This window comes from Buchnera aphidicola (Nurudea yanoniella), assembly GCA_039829995.1.
Lineage (GTDB): Bacteria > Pseudomonadota > Gammaproteobacteria > Enterobacterales > Enterobacteriaceae > Buchnera_B > Buchnera_B aphidicola_AV.
Genome location: CP140036.1, coordinates 37,861 through 55,898, shown reverse-complemented (window position 1 = coordinate 55,898; position 18,038 = coordinate 37,861). Strand labels below are relative to the sequence as shown.

The window sequence follows — 18,038 nt, the reverse complement described above, 5'->3', positions numbered from 1 at the left end:
TGAAAATATTTATCTCCCAAACTGTTTTCGATATAATTAAAATGTATTAATTATATCCAAAAATATGGACATTATTTTATGGAGCATAATCCTAAATCACAACTTAAACTACTAGTTACTCATGGAAAAGAACAAGGATACTTAACTTATACCGAAGTGCATGATCATTTACCAAATGATATTATTAATTCAGATCAAATAGAAGATATCATTCAAATGATTAATGACATGGGTATTCAAGTAGTAGAAGAAGCACCAAATTCCGATGATCTTATACTACAGGAAATAAGACATACAGATGCAGATGAAGATGCAGTCGAAGCTGCTGCGCAAGTATTATCGAACGTAAATTCTGAATTAGGTCGAACTACTGATCCAGTAAGAATGTACATGCGCGAAATGGGGACAGTTGATTTATTAACAAGAGAAGGTGAAATTGATATAGCTAAAAGAATAGAAGAAGGAATTAATCAAGTCCAATCTTCCGTAGCAGAATATCCTAAATCAATAACTTACCTATTAAAACAATACCATAAAGTAGAATTAGGAGAGCTTAAACTAACAGATCTGATCAATGGATTTATAGATCCTAATCTAGAAGAATTTTTTTCGCCTATTTCCCATAATATTGGATCAGAATTTATGGAAGAAGGAGTTATTCATAATAATGATGATGATAATTTAGATGAAACTAATGAAAATGATCATCAAATTGATCCAGAATTAGCTCGAGAAAAATTTATTGCATTAAAAAACCAGTATATCACTACCAATAATACGATAAAAAATAAAAATAGAAATCATAAAGATTCGTTAGTTGAAATTCACAATTTATCGGAAATATTTAAACAGTTTAGATTAGTTCCGAAACAATTTAACTGTCTCGTAAAAAATATGCAACATATGATGAAACGTATTCGAATACAAGAAAAAAATGCAACTGCATTACGTTTAAAATATTGTCTAATTCCTAAAAAAATTTTTAAAATTTTTTTCATAAAAAAAATAACCAAAAAAAAATGGAAAAAACTTTCAAAATATGAAGAAAAACCATGGTTTGGAGAATTAAATAAAGTTAAAGAAAAACTTGGCACTATTACAAAAGAACTAGTTAATATTGAAAAAAGTACAGGATTAACTATAAAACAAATAAAAGATATTAATAAAAAAATGTCAATAGGGGAAAAAAAAGCTCAAAAAGCAAAAAAAGAAATGGTTGAAGCAAATTTAAGATTAGTTATTTCAATCGCAAAAAAATATACAAACAGAGGATTACAATTCTTGGACTTAATTCAAGAAGGAAATATAGGACTAATGAAAGCTGTAGATAAATTTGAATATAGAAGAGGATATAAATTTTCAACATATGCAACCTGGTGGATAAGACAAGCTATTACTCGTTCTATTGCAGATCAAGCAAGAACTATTAGAATACCAGTACATATGATAGAAACTATTAACAAACTAAACAGAATTTCAAGACAAATACTACAAAAAATAGGTCGAGAACCAACACCTGAAGAATTATCAGAACGCATGTTAATTCCAGAAGAAAAAATACGAAAAATATTAAAGATAGCGAAAGAACCAATATCTATGGAAACTCCTATCGGAGAAGATGATGACTCTCATTTAGGAGATTTCATAGAAGACACTACATTAGAATTACCTTTAGACTCGGCTACTTCAGAAAATTTACGATCTGCTACACATAATGTTTTAGCAGGGCTAACTGCTCGAGAAGCTAAAGTTCTTCGGATGAGATTTGGAATAGATATGAATACAGATCATACATTAGAAGAAGTTGGAAAACAATTTGATGTTACTCGAGAAAGAATACGTCAAATAGAAGCTAAAGCTTTGCGAAAATTACGGCATCCTAGTCGATCAGAAATACTACGTAGTTTCTTAGATGATTAAATATTAAAATTATTCTAAAACGTCAAATTAAAGCTTCCTATAAAAAAGGAAGCTTTAATTTATTTAATACAAAATTTTTGAAATTAGTATCATGAAGGCATTAATATTTATAAATAAATTCAGAAAATCTATATAAATAAATTAATTTTTAAACACAAAAATATTTTTTAATAAAAAAATAAATTTGAAATTTATTAAACATAATTGCTTAAAAACATTATAAAATCAACTAAAATTTTAAAATTTATACCATATATTATTTAGAAATATCATCAATATAAACAGATTTTAATATTATAGAACCTGGACTAATACTGACATTCGATCCTATTTCAATATTTCCTAATATTATTGCTCCTGTTCCTATTGTAACGCCTTTATTAATTTTTGGACAAAAAATATTCTTTGTTTGTTTCGTATATGTAAATGTAAATGATTTCTTTTTAGAACAATCGTTTTTTATGAAAGTTGTTCTTCCAATAACAATTCCACAAGCATGATCTAAATTAATTCCATATCCAATCTCAGAAGCAGGATGAATGTCTATAGAAAATTCATATGATATGCAATTTTGAAAATATATAGCTAATTCTATTCTGTTCTTCTTCCACAGAAAATTACTAATACGATATAATTGTAATGCATGAAATTCTTTCGAATATAAAAATAGAATTACGTAGCATTCTATCGATACATCACTGTTATACATTTTTTGCATATCTTTTATTGCAAAAAAAACAATTTCAAAATTAGAACTGTATATTCTATGTATAATATCTCTTAGAGACATAGAAGAAATAATTGTGTTTCCTACCTTACTTGATAAAACATAACTTAATGCTTCACTAAAATTTTTATGATTCAATACATGAGAATGATAAAATCCTGATAATAAAGTATCTCTTTCAGAAAGAATTTGAACTTCAGATAAAATCTGATTCCATATTAACTCTACTTCTTCAAACAAAAAATTTCTCCGAATTAAAAAATAAATATTATTTAAAATATTTTATGTATAATTAGTTATTCAAAAATTTTATAATATTATAAAACTAATCATCTTATAAAATAAAAAACAATTAATATGTAAATTACATCAGATTATATATAATCTTTTAATAATCTTAAAATATGTTCTTTATTATCAAAGAAATTCTATAAAAATTAAATTTTAAACACAAAAGTATCCATTTATTTGAATAATTTATAAAATTATTTAATTACTAAAAAAAATATATTGTTTTTATATTTTATCTTACATGTAAATAAAAAACTTTTTTTAGTACAAATAATTTTTAAATTCTTAAATAATACATGATTTTTATATAAACATAAAAGTATATAAATTTAAATTCGCTATACAATTTTCAAAAAATCGTTATCATAAATTATGATATAAATATAAATAATATTTCAAAAAACTTAAAAATTTTTGCAAATAGTTATTAAAAATTTCTCATTATAAATATTAATTAAAAATTCGATTCGTATTATAAAAATTTATATTTTAATTTCTAAAAAAATATTAAGATTTTATATTTAATTCTTTTTTTATCTCTTTAAGAAATTTTCCAGTTTGTTCAGGAGAAACTCCTCCTTTTACATTTCTTTTTTTTAAAATTTCTTCTAATTTTAAGTTTTTATATATGTCGTTTTCAATACATTTGCAATGTTTTTTTAATGTATCTAAAGTTAATTTTTCTAATGGAACATTTCTTTTCATTGCTTCTAATACTATTTTTCCAACTATATAATGTGCATCTCGAAATGGTATGCCTTTTTTAACTAAATAATCAGCTAATTCAGTAGAATTAGAATAATTTTGACTAGCTGCTTTTAAACAAATAGAATAATTAACTGTTAAATTTTCTAAAATCAAAATAGACATTAAAATACAATTACTCCAAGTTTCTAATGAATCAAATAATCCTTCTTTGTCTTCTTGCATATCTTTGTTATATGCTAAAGGTAAACCTTTTAAAATTACTAGAATATTTACTAAAAATCCTATTACCCTTCCAGATTTAGATCTAATAATTTCTAATGCATCAGGATTCTTTTTTTGAGGCATAAGAGATGAACCTGATGTAATTGTATCAGATAGTATTATGAATCTAGATTCAGAAGAATTAAAAAATATCATATCTTCAGAAAATCTAGATAAGTGAATCATACCTATAGATGCAACTGAAGCTAATTCTATAACATAATCTCGATCTGATACACTATCTAAGCTATTTTTAGTAGCTGATATAAAACCCATATCTCTAGCTAATTTATCTCGATCAATATTCCATGCAGTACCAGAAAGAGCACCACAACCTAATGGACTAAAATTTAATCGCTTTAATAAATCTCGTAAACGATCTTCATCTCTATTTAACATTTCTACATAAGCTAGACACCAAAAAGAAAATGTAATAGGTTGAGCTCTTTGTAAATGCGTATATCCAGGCATAATAACATTATTGTTTTCTTCAGACACTTTAATAAGAGCTATCTTAAATTTTTTAATTTGACTTAACAAAATTTTAACTTTGTGTATGCACCATAATTTTAAATCGGTAGTTACTTGATCATTTCTACTGCGCCCGGTATGTAATTTTTTTCCAATAACTCCTACCCGTTTGATCAATTCTTTTTCTACCCAACTATGCACATCTTCTGAATTACTTTTTAGTAAAGAAGTGGGATTTTTTTTAACTACATTCCATAAAGCGTTTAAAGCACATTCAATTTTTTTCTGTTCTTCTATTGTTAATACATTAACACTTAGCAACGCCTTTGACCAAGATATAGAAGAAAAAATATCTTGCTCTACTAGTTTATAATCAATATTTAAAGACGAATTAAATTTTTTAAAAAAAGAATCACCTTCATGTAAAAATCGTCCCCCCCACAACATTTTATATTTTCCCCATTAATTGATTACATTATCATGTTACTTCAAACATAAAATTTTATCTAAACACTTGTTTAAATTAATTAGAATTTTTATTAATTGCTCTAATTCTCGAAGGTAAAGAAAAAAGTTTTATAAAACCATATGCATCGGATTGACAATATACATCATCTAAACCAAACGTAGCATAATCTTTAGTGTATAAAGAATTAGGTGAACATTTTTGAAGAGAAGTCACTTGTCCTTTATACAATTCTAAAATTACTTCTCCATTTAATTCTGAAGATAACACATCAGCAGACGCTTGAATAGATTTACGAATAGGACTAAACCAGTTTCCATTATAAATTACATATGACATTTCTAATCCAAGTATTTGCCTCCATTTAAAACTATCTCTATCTAATACTAACTGTTCAATCGCACGTAATGCATTAAATATAATTGTTCCTCCTGGAGTTTCATAACAACCTCGAGATTTCATACCTACTAAACGATTTTCAATTATATCCACACGGCCAATTCCATGTCTCGAGCCTATAATATTTAATTTTTGCAAACATTGAAAAGGTGTTAAAAAATTTTCATTAACTTTTATTACACAACCATTTTTTATGGTTAAAGACACTACTTCAGGTTTATTCGGAGCCTTTTTAGGATCGATAGTCCATACCCAACAATTTTTTATACATCGATTCCATGGATCTTCAAGGATTCCACCTTCAGTTGAAATATGCCATGCATTTTCATCTCTACTATAAATTTTTTCAACAGTGGCTGTTGTTTTTACATTTTTTTTACTTAAATATAATAATAACTCTTCACGTGAACGTAAATTCCATTCTCTCCAAGGAACAATAACTTTCAATTGAGGTGCTAATGCAGCATATGTCGTTTCAAAACGGACTTGATCATTTCCTTTTCCAGTAGCACCATGACATAAACCATCTGCTCCTAATTGTAATGCAATTTCTACCTGTTTTTTAGCTATAATAGGACGAGCTAACGCTGTTCCTAACAAATAATTTCCTTCATATAATGCACCTGTTTTTAATGTAGGATAAACATAATTTTTTACAAACTCTTCTTTCAAATCAACAACAATACACTGAGATGCTCCAGATTGTAACGCTTTTTTTTCAATTTCATATAAATCATTTTTTGATTGTCCAACATCAGCAACATATGCAATTATCTCCGATCCATAATTATCTTTAATCCATGGAATAATGGCCGATGTATCCAAGCCACCTGAATAAGCTAATACAACTTTTTTTATGTTTTTTCTATTACTCATGAAAGTCCTTAAAATTTATATATTACAATTTAAAATTATTATACAAGTTTATAAAAATTTATTTTTATATTTCTGTAAATGTTAAATTACATTTTCTCAAATATTTTATATAATTCGTTTCATTAAAATACAAATTATTTTCTATTTTTACGTTTTCTAGTGTTTTAAAAAAAACAAAAATATTTTAAATGAATGAATTTAAAATAAAATTATTTCCTAAAAATGCAATCAAATAAATATCATTTCTTCATTAATGGAAAATTAAAATGAAAATTTCAAATTATACAATTCATTAATATTAATTTTAAAAAACTACTTACCAATATTAAACTTATTTTTGTTTAATTCCTAAAACATGACAAATAGAAATTACCATATCTGATCTATTTAAAGTATAAAAATGAAAATCTCGAATTCCTTCTTTATAAAGTACCTTTACAATATCTATAGCTATACTCGTTCCAATAATTTCGCTTTTTTTAAAATTACCTTCTAATCCATCAAACATATGATGAATCCAAATTGGAATTTTTACATTACTCATTTTAGAAAATCGACATAATTGTTCAAAATTAAAAATAGGAAAAATACCAGGAATAATATTTATTGTAATACCATTACGCATACATAAATCTCTAAATTTTAAAAAATGAGTCACACTAAAAAAAAACTGAGTAATAGCACGATTAGCACCAGCATCAATTTTTTTTTTCAAATTAATTATATCCATTTGCATATTAGAAGATTCAGGATGTATCTCTGGATAAGCAGCAACTGAAATATCAAAATTAGCAATACGTTTTAATAATTTTATTAAATCCACAGCATACATTGTAGATTTTTCTTGAAAGTTTTTAATATCTCCTCGTAAAGCTAAAATATGACGAAAACCATTGTTCCAATATTTGTTAGCAATTTCTATTAATTTTTCTTTAGTTATATTAGAGCAAGTAAGATGTGGAACAACTTCAACATCAATTTGATTTTTTAATTCATTTGAAATATCATATGTATTATTTCTTGTCCCAAAAAAAGCACCACATGTTACCGAAAAAAAAGAGGGATTTAAACACTTTAACTTTTGAACTGTTTTTAAAAGATTTTTTCGTGATATTTGATCTTTAGGAGGAAATAATTCAAATGAAATATTAATTTTTTCGCGAACATTGACTAAATATTCATTTAATATTTCATGATAATGAATATCAAAAACATGCATATTATAATTCCTATAAAAAATAAAAAATAAAAATTAGAAATCCATATAATTCGAATTAACAAATTATAAAATAATTATTATTTGTTAGTAAATTACTAATCTCTTAATACAAAAACCTTTAAAACATATTTTATATCATATAAAACTGATAATATTTTATACAATATCACATAATAAAGCACAAAAAAAATGATACATGCAAACCAATCATTAAAAAAATTTCATACATTTAAAATTAATACATATGCTAAAAAAATAATCATAATTAAAAACATACATACTTTAATTAAAACTTGGAATATGTGTCAAAAAAAACACTCTTTTATATTTTTAGGTGAAGGAAGTAATACATTATTTTCTAAATATTATAATGGAATCGTTGCAATTAATAAAATTTCAGGAATTACAATTTCAGAAAATGATAAAAATTGGCTGATAAATGCAAAAGGAGGAGTAAAATGGCATGATTTAGTTGTACATACATTAAAATTAGGAATTTATGGATTAGAAAATTTAGCTTTTATTCCCGGAACAGTAGGTGCAGCTCCCATTCAAAATATAGGAGCATATGGAGTAGAATTTAAAGATGTATGCGAATATGTAGAAATTTTTTCTTTAATAAACTTTAATAAGATTAAAATACAGGCTAAACATTGTATGTTTAAATATAGAAATAGTATTTTTAAAAAAATATATTGTTATAACCATATAATTTTATCTGTTGGAATTAAACTGAAAAAAATTTGGATTCCGAATACAAATCATTTATTATTTCAAAAATCACGTAATAAACATATAACTGCTTTAAAAATTTTTAATTACATAAAAAAAATTAGGAGAGAAAAACTACCTAATTTAAAAAAAATAGGAAATGCTGGAAGTTTCTTCAAAAATCCTATAATTAAAAAAAAATATATTGAAAAATTATTTTATAAATACAAAAATATACCTTATTATCCTGAAAAAAATAATTTTGTAAAACTATCAGCGGGATGGCTAATTGAAAAATGTAAATTGAAAGGATATTCAGTAGGAGGAGCGCAAGTATATAAAAAACAAGCTCTAATATTGATTAACAGACATAATTCCACAGCGCGAGATATATTAACTTTAGCGGAAATAATACAAAAAAAAGTGAAAGAAAAATTCAATATTTTTCTTGAAAAAGAAATTAATATCATCGGAAAAAACAATGTTTTATAATAAAAACAAGGAAAACTTATATAAAATGAATTAAAAAAATAATAAATATATAATTCATAATACTAAAATACTACTTAAATTTTATAAATTTAACATAATTTATTTCATGTTCAAAATTTTTGTTTATAATGAGATTAGCATATTGTTTTGTAAAAAAAATGTTTTCCTTTAAATTTTTATAATTAATCTTATACCATACTCTAATAGCATAATTTATTGCATCATTTAAAGACATTTTAAAATAAAAATTAAAAAAAGAACGTGGATAAAACTTAGAAATTTTTCTTAAACGTAAAAACCGATTTAGATACCATTCTATCAAAAATTCATCCTTTGCATCCATGTAAATTGAAAAGTTAAAAAAATCTGAAAAATAAAAAGAACCATCTTTTTGTGTTATGTAAAAATAAGGATTTAAAATATGTAAACCTTCTATAATGAAAATATCAGATTTTTGTACAATTTTATTACAACTTGGAACAATATTCTGAAAAAAATGAGAATAAACAGGAATATTTATGTTTTGGATACCAAATGTAATATCTAAAAAAAATTTTTTTAATCTATAAATATCATATGTTTTAGGAAATCCTTTTTGTTCCATCAATCCTAAATTGTTTAAAATTTCATTAGAATATAAAAAACTATCTGTTGTAATTATAGAAATATTTTTATTAGTAAAATATTTTTTTAATCCTTTTTGTAATATACGAGACATAGTACTTTTTCCAACAGATACACTTCCGGTTATTCCTAAAATATAAGGTTTTGTATTCTTATTCTCACTTGAGTATGAATTAACTAAATCATTATACAAAATATCTTTAACTAAATATTTTAAAATATTTTCAATGTTTTTATCTAACTCTACAGTCTTCATAAAAAATAACATTTCATTTGAAATACTTTTAAAATACTAGTTTAAAACTATAAAAACAATAATTTTTATAAAAATCATTTAAAAAATCATTTTTATAAACATATAAAAATTTTGAAAATTTTTCTTAAAAAAATAATAGTGGATTAGTATAAAATTTTTATTGCATAAAATTAAATCTATACGTAATATATTAGTGATAAATGCCGGCTTAGCTCAATAGGTAGAGCAACTGACTTGTAATCAGTAGGTAACCAGTTCGATTCCGGTAGCCGGCAAAAAATAAATATTGAAATATAAAAATTTGGTGGGATTCCCGAGTGGTTAAAGGGAGCAGACTGTAAATCTGCCGTCATAGACTTCGAAGGTTCGAATCCTTCTCCCACCAAAAATTCGTTTTTCAATTTTAATTTAAAAATTATTTCTTAATATGCGAACATCGTATAATGGATATTACCTCAGCCTTCCAAGCTGATGATGCGGGTTCGATTCCCGCTGCTCGCTAAAAAAATCGCTGATATAGCTCAGTATGATAGAGCACACCCTTGGTAAGGGTGAGGCCCCCAGTTTGAATCTGGGTATCAGCAAATAAATAACTATTAATTTTTAAAATTTTTTAAAAAATAATAAATCCTTAACATTTAAAACTCACATTAAATTATCTTTTTCATAAAAAATTAAAAAGCTTAAATACCACTTCGATTAATAAATTTAAATTATTTTAAACATTCATATATTTTATATACATGATTTCATTAGAAAATATTAATTCTATATAATTTATGTAAATTAATAATATTTAAATAATTTTGTTAAATCATAACTTTTATCACATACCACATATACTAAATTACATTGAAATACATTAATTTATACTAAAATAAAAAATTTTCATCTAATAATTTTATATTTTTATTCAATAAAAAAACTATGTTTTATAATAAAATTATACAATATACCTTTATAATCAATTTACATCATAGGATAATAAATGATAAAAAAAACAAAAATTTACAATAAAATCAAAATTTTAAATATAATAAAATGGATCAGTATAGGAATACTAATAACATTGATATTTTTAAATAATTACTATGATTTCAATTTATCTTTTACTTTGCATACCATCATAACAATATTTTTAATTAGTTCAATTAGTGTACTAATGTTTTCAATAAAAAAATGGAAAAAAATAACTTTATTAATACAAGAAACTAAAAAAGAAACTAAAAAAATAACTTGGCCTAGTTTTAAAGAAACACTTCACATAACTATTATTGTAATAATTGCAACTTTTTTAATTTCTTTAATTTTATGGGGATTAGATAATTTTTTAATCCGACTAGTATCATTTTTAATTAGTTTAAGGATATAATATGTATAAAAATCCTAAGAAACGGTGGTACGTATTGCAAGCATTTTCTGGCTTTGAAAGTCGTGTTATGCAATCAATACAAGAACATATAAAGCTAAATAACATGGAAAAATTGTTTGGAGACGTCATGGTTCCAACTGAAGAAGTTGTAGAAATTAAAGCAGGACAACAAAAAAAAAGTGAGTATAAATTTTTTCCAGGATACGTATTAATTCAAATGATAATGAATGACTCAAGTTGGCATTTAATTCGAAGCATACCACGTGTATTAGGATTTATAGGAGGTACTTCTGATAAACCTTCTCCAATAAGTGACAAAGAGGTAAACATTATAATTAATCGACTTAAACAAATTGGAAATAAACCTCGACCTAAAACATTATTTGAACCGGGAGAAATGGTTAGAGTAAATGATGGACCTTTTTTAGATTTTAATGGAATAGTAGAACAAGTAGATTATGAAAAAAATCGATTAAAAGTATCAGTTTCTATATTTGGAAGATCAACTCCCGTAGAATTAGATTTTGGACAAGTTAAAAAAAATTAAATAGTACTTTTTAATAATTTTAAAATACAACATAAAAATATACATACTTTGAAAACAAGGGAAAATATGGCAAAAAAAATACAATCTTATATAAAATTACAAGTTTCCGCAGGAATGGCTAATCCTAGTCCTCCGGTAGGGCCAGCTTTAGGACAAAAAGGTGTAAATATTATGGAATTTTGTAAATTATTTAATGTGAAAACTAATAATTTAGAAAAAGGATTACCTATTCCTACTATAATAACTGTATATTCAGATAAAACATTTTCTTTTATTACTAAAACACCTCCTGCTTCTATTTTACTAAAAAAAATGGTAGGAATTAAATCTGGCTCTTCTAAACCTAATACTGAAAAAGTCGGAGAAATAACTTATCAACAAATAAAAGAAATTGCAAAAATAAAAGAAACTGATATGACTGGATCCAATATTGAAAATATGACTAAATCTATTATAGGAACTGCTCATTCTATAGGTTTAACCATAAAAGGAAAATAAATGAAAAAAATTACTAAAAAAATGCAATTTATGCATACTTTAGTTAAAAATAAAAAAAATTTTGACATTGAAGAAGGCATTGAATTACTAAAAAAAATGGCTATTTCTAAATTTAATGAAAGTATAGATGTATCTATTAATTTAAGTATTAATCCTAAAAAATCTGATCAAAATATCCGGGGAAGTACTGTATTACCTCATGGTATAGGAAAAATTATAAAAGTAGCAGTTTTTACTCAAGAAAAAAACTTTGAAATCGCCAAAAAATGTGGCGCAGAATACGTAGGTCTTCATGATTTAATCGAAAAAATACAAAAAAACAATATTGATTTTAATATTGCAATTGCCTCTGTTGATGTCATGCATTTTGTAAATAAATTAGGTCCAGTACTAGGACCTCGTGGTTTAATGCCTAATACAAAATTAGGAACAGTAACTAATGATATTAAAACTGCAATTAAAAATGCAAAAATCGGTCAAATAAATTATAAAAATGATAAAAATGGAATCATACATACATCAATAGGAAAAATTAACTTTTTAAATAAAAACATACAAGAAAATTTACACGTTTTATTAAAATCTTTAAAAAGATTGAAACCGAAAACTTTAAAAGGATCATATATTAAAAAAATTACTCTTTCAACAACAATGAGTTTAGGTATAAATATTAATTTCAATAACTTAAACTATGTAGTGATTTAATTTTACTTTACTCTATAAAAAAAATTCTTTATACTGAAAGATTCATTTCATAAATTAACATCTAAATTTAACACTTTCAGTGTAAATAATATTTAAATAATGCTTGCTTGCTATCTAAACTTTAAAATATATAATTTTAATTATTCTATTATCATTTAAATAAAAAGAATTAAAATATGTAAAAATTATACGAATGAAATTATTAGTTTTTATTTTTAATAAAATCATGTCTATAGTTTTTATTAAATTTAGGAGCACTTAAATTAATGGTATTGAACTTTCAGAAAAAAAAAGAAATTGTTAAAAAAATTAACAACATAACTAAACAAGCATTATCCATAGTTATTGCTGATTCAAGAAATGTGAAAGTCAATACAATAACTGAATTACGAAAATTAGCTCGAAAAATAGGTATAAAATTAGGGGTTTTTAAAAACAATTTAATAAAATTAGGTATTAAAGATACTAAATTCGAAAACTTAAAAAAACTATTAGTTGGACCAGTACTAATAGGCTACTCTATAGACCATCCAAGAAGTGCAGCAAAATTATTTAAAGAATTTTCCATTAAAAATAATGATTTTAAAATTATTGGAGCTGTATTTGAAGATAAAATATTGTCTGCATCTAATATTAATATATTATCAGATATACCAACATATGACGAAACAATATATCGATTAATGATACTTCTTAAAGAAGCAGCTGTAGGGAAATTAATGCGTGCACTTTTATCTATAAAAAAAATAAAAAGCGAAATATAATTTGTATCTTGTAAATAATACTTAAAATTATTTTTTTAGATATTATAAAGGACAAATATTATGTCTATAACAAAAGAACAAATTTTAGAAGCTATATCAGAAATGTCAGTTATAAATGTTGTTGAGTTGATTTCTGATATGGAAAAAAAATTTGGAATATCAGCGGAAACGTCTATAAATTCTGTATCTCAATCTATTGTAGAACCAATTGAAGAAAAGACAGAATTTGATGTAATATTAAAATCTATCGGTACCAACAAAGTATCAGTTATAAAGGCAGTAAGAAGTGCTACTGGATTAGGACTAAAAGAAGCAAAAGATCTAGTTGAATCAGCTCCTACTGTAATCAAAGAACATATTACTAAAACAGAAGCTGAATCTCTGAAAAAAATATTAGACGAAACCGGTGCCGAAGTAGAAATTAAGTAAAAATTTATACTATTAATTGAAATTATATATTTTAGCAGCTGGTGATTATAAGTCACCAGCCTTTTCTATGTAATTATTTTAAATTATCATCTTTAATATTTATAATAAATAAATTTTTAGTCATACAATTATTTTATTATTCTTTATTTTATAAAAAAATATGTAATTCTCAATGTCACAAAAATAAAAAATTACTAAAATTATTTTTAATAATACGATAAATAATACTCAAATTGACTGACTAATCGAGGAACCCTATGGTTTACTCTTATACTGAAAGAAAACGAATTCGAAAAAATTTTGGAAAACGCAAAAAAGTGCTTGATGTACCATACCTTCTTTCCATCCAACTTGACTCATTTCAAAAATTTATAAAAAAAGACTTAAATACTTTATATGGATTAGAAGCGGCATTTAAATCAATATTTCCTATTTTAAGTTATAACAAAAATGCCGAATTACAATATATCGAATATTTTTTAGGAAATTCCACTTTTGATGTAAAAGAATGCCAAATTAGAGGATCTACTTATTCTGCTCCATTACGTGTAAAACTACGGCTTATAATTTATGAACGTGAAACATTAGAAAGAACTATAAAAACAATAAAAGAACAAGAAGTATATATGGGAGAAATTCCATTAATGACAAAAAATGGAACATTTATCATAAATGGAACTGAAAGAGTAGTAGTATCTCAATTACATCGTAGTCCAGGAGTATTTTTTGATAGTGATAAAGGGAAAACTCATTCGTCTGGAAAAGTACTATATAATGCTCGCATTATTCCATATCGAGGATCATGGCTAGATTTTGAATTTGATCCAAAAGATAATTTATTTATTCGTATTGATAGACGACGTAAATTACCTGTAAGTATTATTTTAAAAGCATTAAATTTAAATATAGAAGAAATTTTAGACATATTTTTTAAAAAAAATACATTTAAAATATTTCAAAAAAAAATAATAATGGAACTAATTCCAGAAAGATTACGTGGAGAAACAGCAACATTTGATATTGTTTGTAATAAAGAAATATATGTAAAAAAAGGGCAACGTATTACTGCTCGACACATTAATGTATTAAAAAAAAATAAAATTAGTTCTATAGAAGTACCAATAGAATATTTAATAGGAAAAGTATCAGCAAAAAATTATTATAATAAAAAAACCAAAGAAATTATTTTATTAGCTAATACTGAATTAAATATAGAAGTAATTAAAAAACTGAAATTAAACGGTTATTCTGAAATTCAAACAATATTTACAAATGATTTAGATCATGGTCCATATATTTCAGAAACGTTAAAAATTGACTCTACTTTTGATCGTTCCAGTGCCTTAATTGAAATTTATCGAATGATGCGTCCTGGAGAACCTCCAACACGAGATGCGACGGAAAATTTGTTTGAAAATTTATTCTTTTCGGAAGAAAAATATGATCTCTCTTCGGTCGGTCGCATGAAATTTAATCGTTCTTTATCAAGAACATATATACAAGGGAAAAATACACTAAGTAAAATAGATATAATTGATGTAATAAAAAAATTAATTGATATCAGAAATGGCAAAGGAAATATTGATGACATCGATCATTTAGGAAATAGAAGAATAAGATCGGTAGGAGAAATGGCAGAAAATCAATTTAGAATAGGATTAATACGAGTTGAAAGAGCTGTAAAAGAAAGATTATCTCTAAGTGACTTAGATACACTTGTTCCTCAAGATATGATTAATGCTAAGCCAATTTCTGCAGCAATAAAAGAATTTTTTGGATCTAGTCAATTATCTCAATTTATGGATCAAAATAATCCGTTATCAGAAATAACGCATAAGCGGCGTATTTCTGCATTAGGTTTAGGAGGATTAACTAGAGAACGAGCTGGATTTGAAGTGAGAGATGTTCATCCAACACATTATGGACGAGTTTGTCCAATTGAAACACCAGAAGGTCCTAATATTGGTTTAATTAATTCTTTATCTGTATATGCTAGAACTAATATATATGGTTTTTTAGAAACACCTTATCAAAAAGTTAAAGACGGTAAAATCACTCATGAAATAGAATATCTTTCGGCTATAGAAGAAGGAAATTTCATCATTGCACAAGCTAATACAAATTTAGATAAAAATAGAAATTTTATCGACGAATTAGTAACTTGTAGATATAAGGGAGAATCTAGTTTATTTCATCCTAGCCAGGTTAATTATATGGACGTTTCTACACAACAAATCGTTTCTGTAGGTGCTTCATTAATTCCATTTTTAGAACATGACGATGCTAATAGAGCTTTGATGGGTGCTAATATGCAACGACAGGCTGTTCCAACATTAATATCAGAAAAACCATTAGTTGGAACTGGGATGGAACGAACTGTAGCTGTAGATTCTGGCGTAACTGAAATAGCTAAAAGAAGTGGAACTGTTCAATACATAGATGCATCAAGAATTATTATTAAAATAAACAAAGAAGAAATGATTCCTGGAGAAGCAGGAATCGATATTTACAACTTAACAAAATATACTAGATCTAATCAAAATACGTGCATTAATCAAATACCTTGTGTATCTCTAGGAGAAAAAATTGAAAAAGGAAATGTGATAGCAGATGGACCATCTACTGATTTAGGTGAATTAGCATTAGGACAAAATATGCGTGTAGCATTCATGCCTTGGAATGGATATAATTTTGAAGACTCTATTTTAATATCAGAAAAAGTAGTTCGAGAAGATAGATTTACTACAATTCATATTCAAGAATTAGCTTGTATTTCACGAGATACAAAACTAGGGCCTGAAGAAATTACATCAGATATACCTAATGTAGGAGAATATGCATTATCTAAATTAGACGAATCAGGAATCGTTTATATTGGTGCTGAAGTAAAAGGAGGAGATATTTTAGTAGGGAAAGTAACTCCAAAAGGTGAAACGCAATTAACTCCAGAAGAAAAATTATTAAGAGCTATATTTGGAGAAAAAGCTTCAGATGTAAAGGATTCATCGTTAAGAGTACCTAATGGAGTATCTGGAACAGTAATTGATATACAAGTATTCACAAGAGATGGAGTTAAAAAAGATAAACGAGCACTAAAAATAGAAGATACACAATTACAACAAGCAAAAAAAGATCTTACAGAAGAATTTAAAATATTCGAATATAGTTTATTTAATCAAATTCAATCTATTTTATTATGTTCTGATATTAAATTAGAAAATTTAAATAAATTACCTAAAAAAGAATGGTTAAATATTCCTGTAAATGATAAAAAAAACAAAAAAAAATTAATACAATTGTCTCGTCAATATAACGATCTTAAAAAAGAATTCGAAAAAAAATTGGAAATTAAACATAAAAAAATTACTCAAGGCGATGACTTAACACCTGGTATTTTAAAAATTGTAAAAGTTTATTTAGCAGTAAAAAGACATATACAACCTGGAGATAAAATGGCTGGTCGTCATGGAAATAAAGGAGTAATTTCAAAAATTAATCCTATAGAAGATATGCCTTATGATCAAAATGGTGTTCCTATAGATATTGTTTTGAATCCTTTAGGTGTTCCATCTAGAATGAACATAGGACAAATTTTAGAAACTCATTTAGGACTAGCATCAAAAGGAATTGGGGATAAAATTAATAAAATGCTGAAATATAAAAAATCTATTAAATCTATTCGGAATTTTATTCAAGCAGCTTTTAACTTAGGAGAAAAAGTTACACAAAAAGTAGATTTAAATACATTTTCGGATGATGAAATTTTATGTTTAGCAAAAAATTTTAAAGATGGCATGCCAATTGCAACACCTGTTTTTGATGGAGCTCAAGAAAAAGAAATAAAAGAACTATTAAAATTAGCAAATCTTCCTACTTCTGGACAAATAACATTATTTGATGGAAGAACTGGAGAAAAATTTGAAAGACCTGTTACTGTTGGATATATGTATATGTTAAAACTTAATCATCTTGTAGATGATAAAATGCATGCGAGATCTACTGGATCTTATAGTTTAGTTACTCAACAGCCATTAGGTGGAAAAGCTCAATTTGGAGGACAAAGATTCGGAGAAATGGAGGTTTGGGCTCTAGAAGCTTATGGAGCTGCTTACACTTTACAAGAAATGCTAACAGTAAAATCAGATGATGTTAACGGAAGAACGAAAATGTATAAAAATATAGTAGATGGAAATTATAAAATGGAACCAGGAATGCCTGAATCTTTTAATGTATTATTAAAAGAAATTAGATCATTAGGTATTAATATTGAATTAGAAAATAATTAGAAAGATTAATACTTAT

At 25.2% G+C, this 18,038-nt stretch carries 14 protein-coding genes and 4 tRNA genes; 13 read left to right on the top strand and 5 right to left on the bottom strand.

Going from position 1 to position 18,038, the window contains the following annotated elements:
- Window positions 1-78: 78 nt before the first annotated feature.
- Complete coding sequence (gene rpoD / locus U0T64_00245; protein XBC41310.1) at window positions 79-1,920, top strand: RNA polymerase sigma factor RpoD; 1,842 nt, start codon at window positions 79-81, stop codon at window positions 1,918-1,920.
- Between the two features lie 256 nt (window positions 1,921-2,176).
- Here the strand turns inward: rpoD and cysE are convergent, their stop codons facing one another.
- The 4 genes from cysE to metF all read right to left on the bottom strand — a co-directional run bounded on the left by cysE (window position 2,177) and on the right by metF (window position 7,338).
- Window positions 2,177-2,887 (bottom strand): serine O-acetyltransferase, encoded by a 711-nt coding sequence (gene cysE, locus U0T64_00240; protein ID XBC41309.1) that lies wholly within the window; start codon window positions 2,885-2,887, stop codon window positions 2,177-2,179.
- A gap of 558 nt (window positions 2,888-3,445) precedes the next feature.
- Window positions 3,446-4,825 (bottom strand): argininosuccinate lyase, encoded by a 1,380-nt coding sequence (argH, locus tag U0T64_00235; protein ID XBC41308.1) that lies wholly within the window; start codon window positions 4,823-4,825, stop codon window positions 3,446-3,448.
- Between the two features lie 76 nt (window positions 4,826-4,901).
- Complete coding sequence (locus tag U0T64_00230) at window positions 4,902-6,119, bottom strand: argininosuccinate synthase (GenBank protein XBC41307.1); 1,218 nt, start codon at window positions 6,117-6,119, stop codon at window positions 4,902-4,904.
- A gap of 331 nt (window positions 6,120-6,450) precedes the next feature.
- The gene (gene metF, locus U0T64_00225; GenBank protein ID XBC41306.1) at window positions 6,451-7,338 is read right to left on the bottom strand and encodes a methylenetetrahydrofolate reductase; all 888 of its coding nucleotides are present in this window, start codon (window positions 7,336-7,338) and stop codon (window positions 6,451-6,453) included.
- A 189-nt stretch (window positions 7,339-7,527) separates the two neighbouring features.
- Here metF and murB point away from each other — a divergent pair, with 189 nt between their 5' ends.
- Window positions 7,528-8,541, top strand: coding sequence for a UDP-N-acetylmuramate dehydrogenase (murB, locus tag U0T64_00220; GenBank protein XBC41305.1), 1,014 nt, complete (start codon window positions 7,528-7,530; stop codon window positions 8,539-8,541).
- A 70-nt stretch (window positions 8,542-8,611) separates the two neighbouring features.
- Here the strand turns inward: murB and coaA are convergent, their stop codons facing one another.
- Complete coding sequence (gene coaA / locus U0T64_00215; GenBank protein XBC41304.1) at window positions 8,612-9,421, bottom strand: type I pantothenate kinase; 810 nt, start codon at window positions 9,419-9,421, stop codon at window positions 8,612-8,614.
- A gap of 202 nt (window positions 9,422-9,623) precedes the next feature.
- Between coaA and U0T64_00210 the strand changes: the two genes are divergently transcribed.
- The 11 genes from U0T64_00210 (at window position 9,624) to rpoB (ending at window position 18,022) form a co-directional block, all read left to right on the top strand.
- Window positions 9,624-9,696: transfer RNA gene (locus U0T64_00210), tRNA-Thr, on the top strand.
- A 28-nt stretch (window positions 9,697-9,724) separates the two neighbouring features.
- Window positions 9,725-9,806, top strand: a tRNA-Tyr gene (locus tag U0T64_00205).
- Window positions 9,807-9,850: 44 nt separating this feature from the next.
- Window positions 9,851-9,922, top strand: a tRNA-Gly gene (locus tag U0T64_00200).
- A 9-nt stretch (window positions 9,923-9,931) separates the two neighbouring features.
- A tRNA-Thr gene (locus tag U0T64_00195) sits at window positions 9,932-10,005 on the top strand.
- 404 nt (window positions 10,006-10,409) lie between these two features.
- Window positions 10,410-10,793 carry a preprotein translocase subunit SecE gene (gene secE / locus U0T64_00190; protein ID XBC41303.1) on the top strand — a complete coding sequence of 128 codons (384 nt, stop codon included), beginning with the start codon at window positions 10,410-10,412 and terminating at the stop codon, window positions 10,791-10,793.
- Between the two features lies 1 nt (window position 10,794).
- Complete coding sequence (nusG, locus tag U0T64_00185) at window positions 10,795-11,340, top strand: transcription termination/antitermination protein NusG (GenBank protein ID XBC41302.1); 546 nt, start codon at window positions 10,795-10,797, stop codon at window positions 11,338-11,340.
- Window positions 11,341-11,406: 66 nt separating this feature from the next.
- Window positions 11,407-11,838 (top strand): 50S ribosomal protein L11, encoded by a 432-nt coding sequence (gene rplK / locus U0T64_00180; GenBank protein XBC41301.1) that lies wholly within the window; start codon window positions 11,407-11,409, stop codon window positions 11,836-11,838.
- The gene (rplA, locus tag U0T64_00175; GenBank protein ID XBC41300.1) at window positions 11,839-12,543 is read left to right on the top strand and encodes a 50S ribosomal protein L1; all 705 of its coding nucleotides are present in this window, start codon (window positions 11,839-11,841) and stop codon (window positions 12,541-12,543) included.
- A gap of 266 nt (window positions 12,544-12,809) precedes the next feature.
- On the top strand, window positions 12,810-13,307 hold the full coding sequence (gene rplJ, locus U0T64_00170) for a 50S ribosomal protein L10 (protein XBC41299.1): 498 nt from the start codon (window positions 12,810-12,812) through the stop codon (window positions 13,305-13,307).
- Between the two features lie 60 nt (window positions 13,308-13,367).
- Window positions 13,368-13,736, top strand: coding sequence for a 50S ribosomal protein L7/L12 (gene rplL, locus U0T64_00165; protein ID XBC41298.1), 369 nt, complete (start codon window positions 13,368-13,370; stop codon window positions 13,734-13,736).
- 257 nt (window positions 13,737-13,993) lie between these two features.
- A complete protein-coding gene (gene rpoB / locus U0T64_00160) occupies window positions 13,994-18,022 on the top strand; it encodes a DNA-directed RNA polymerase subunit beta (protein ID XBC41297.1) in 4,029 nt (1,342 codons plus the stop codon).
- Window positions 18,023-18,038 lie beyond the last annotated feature (16 nt).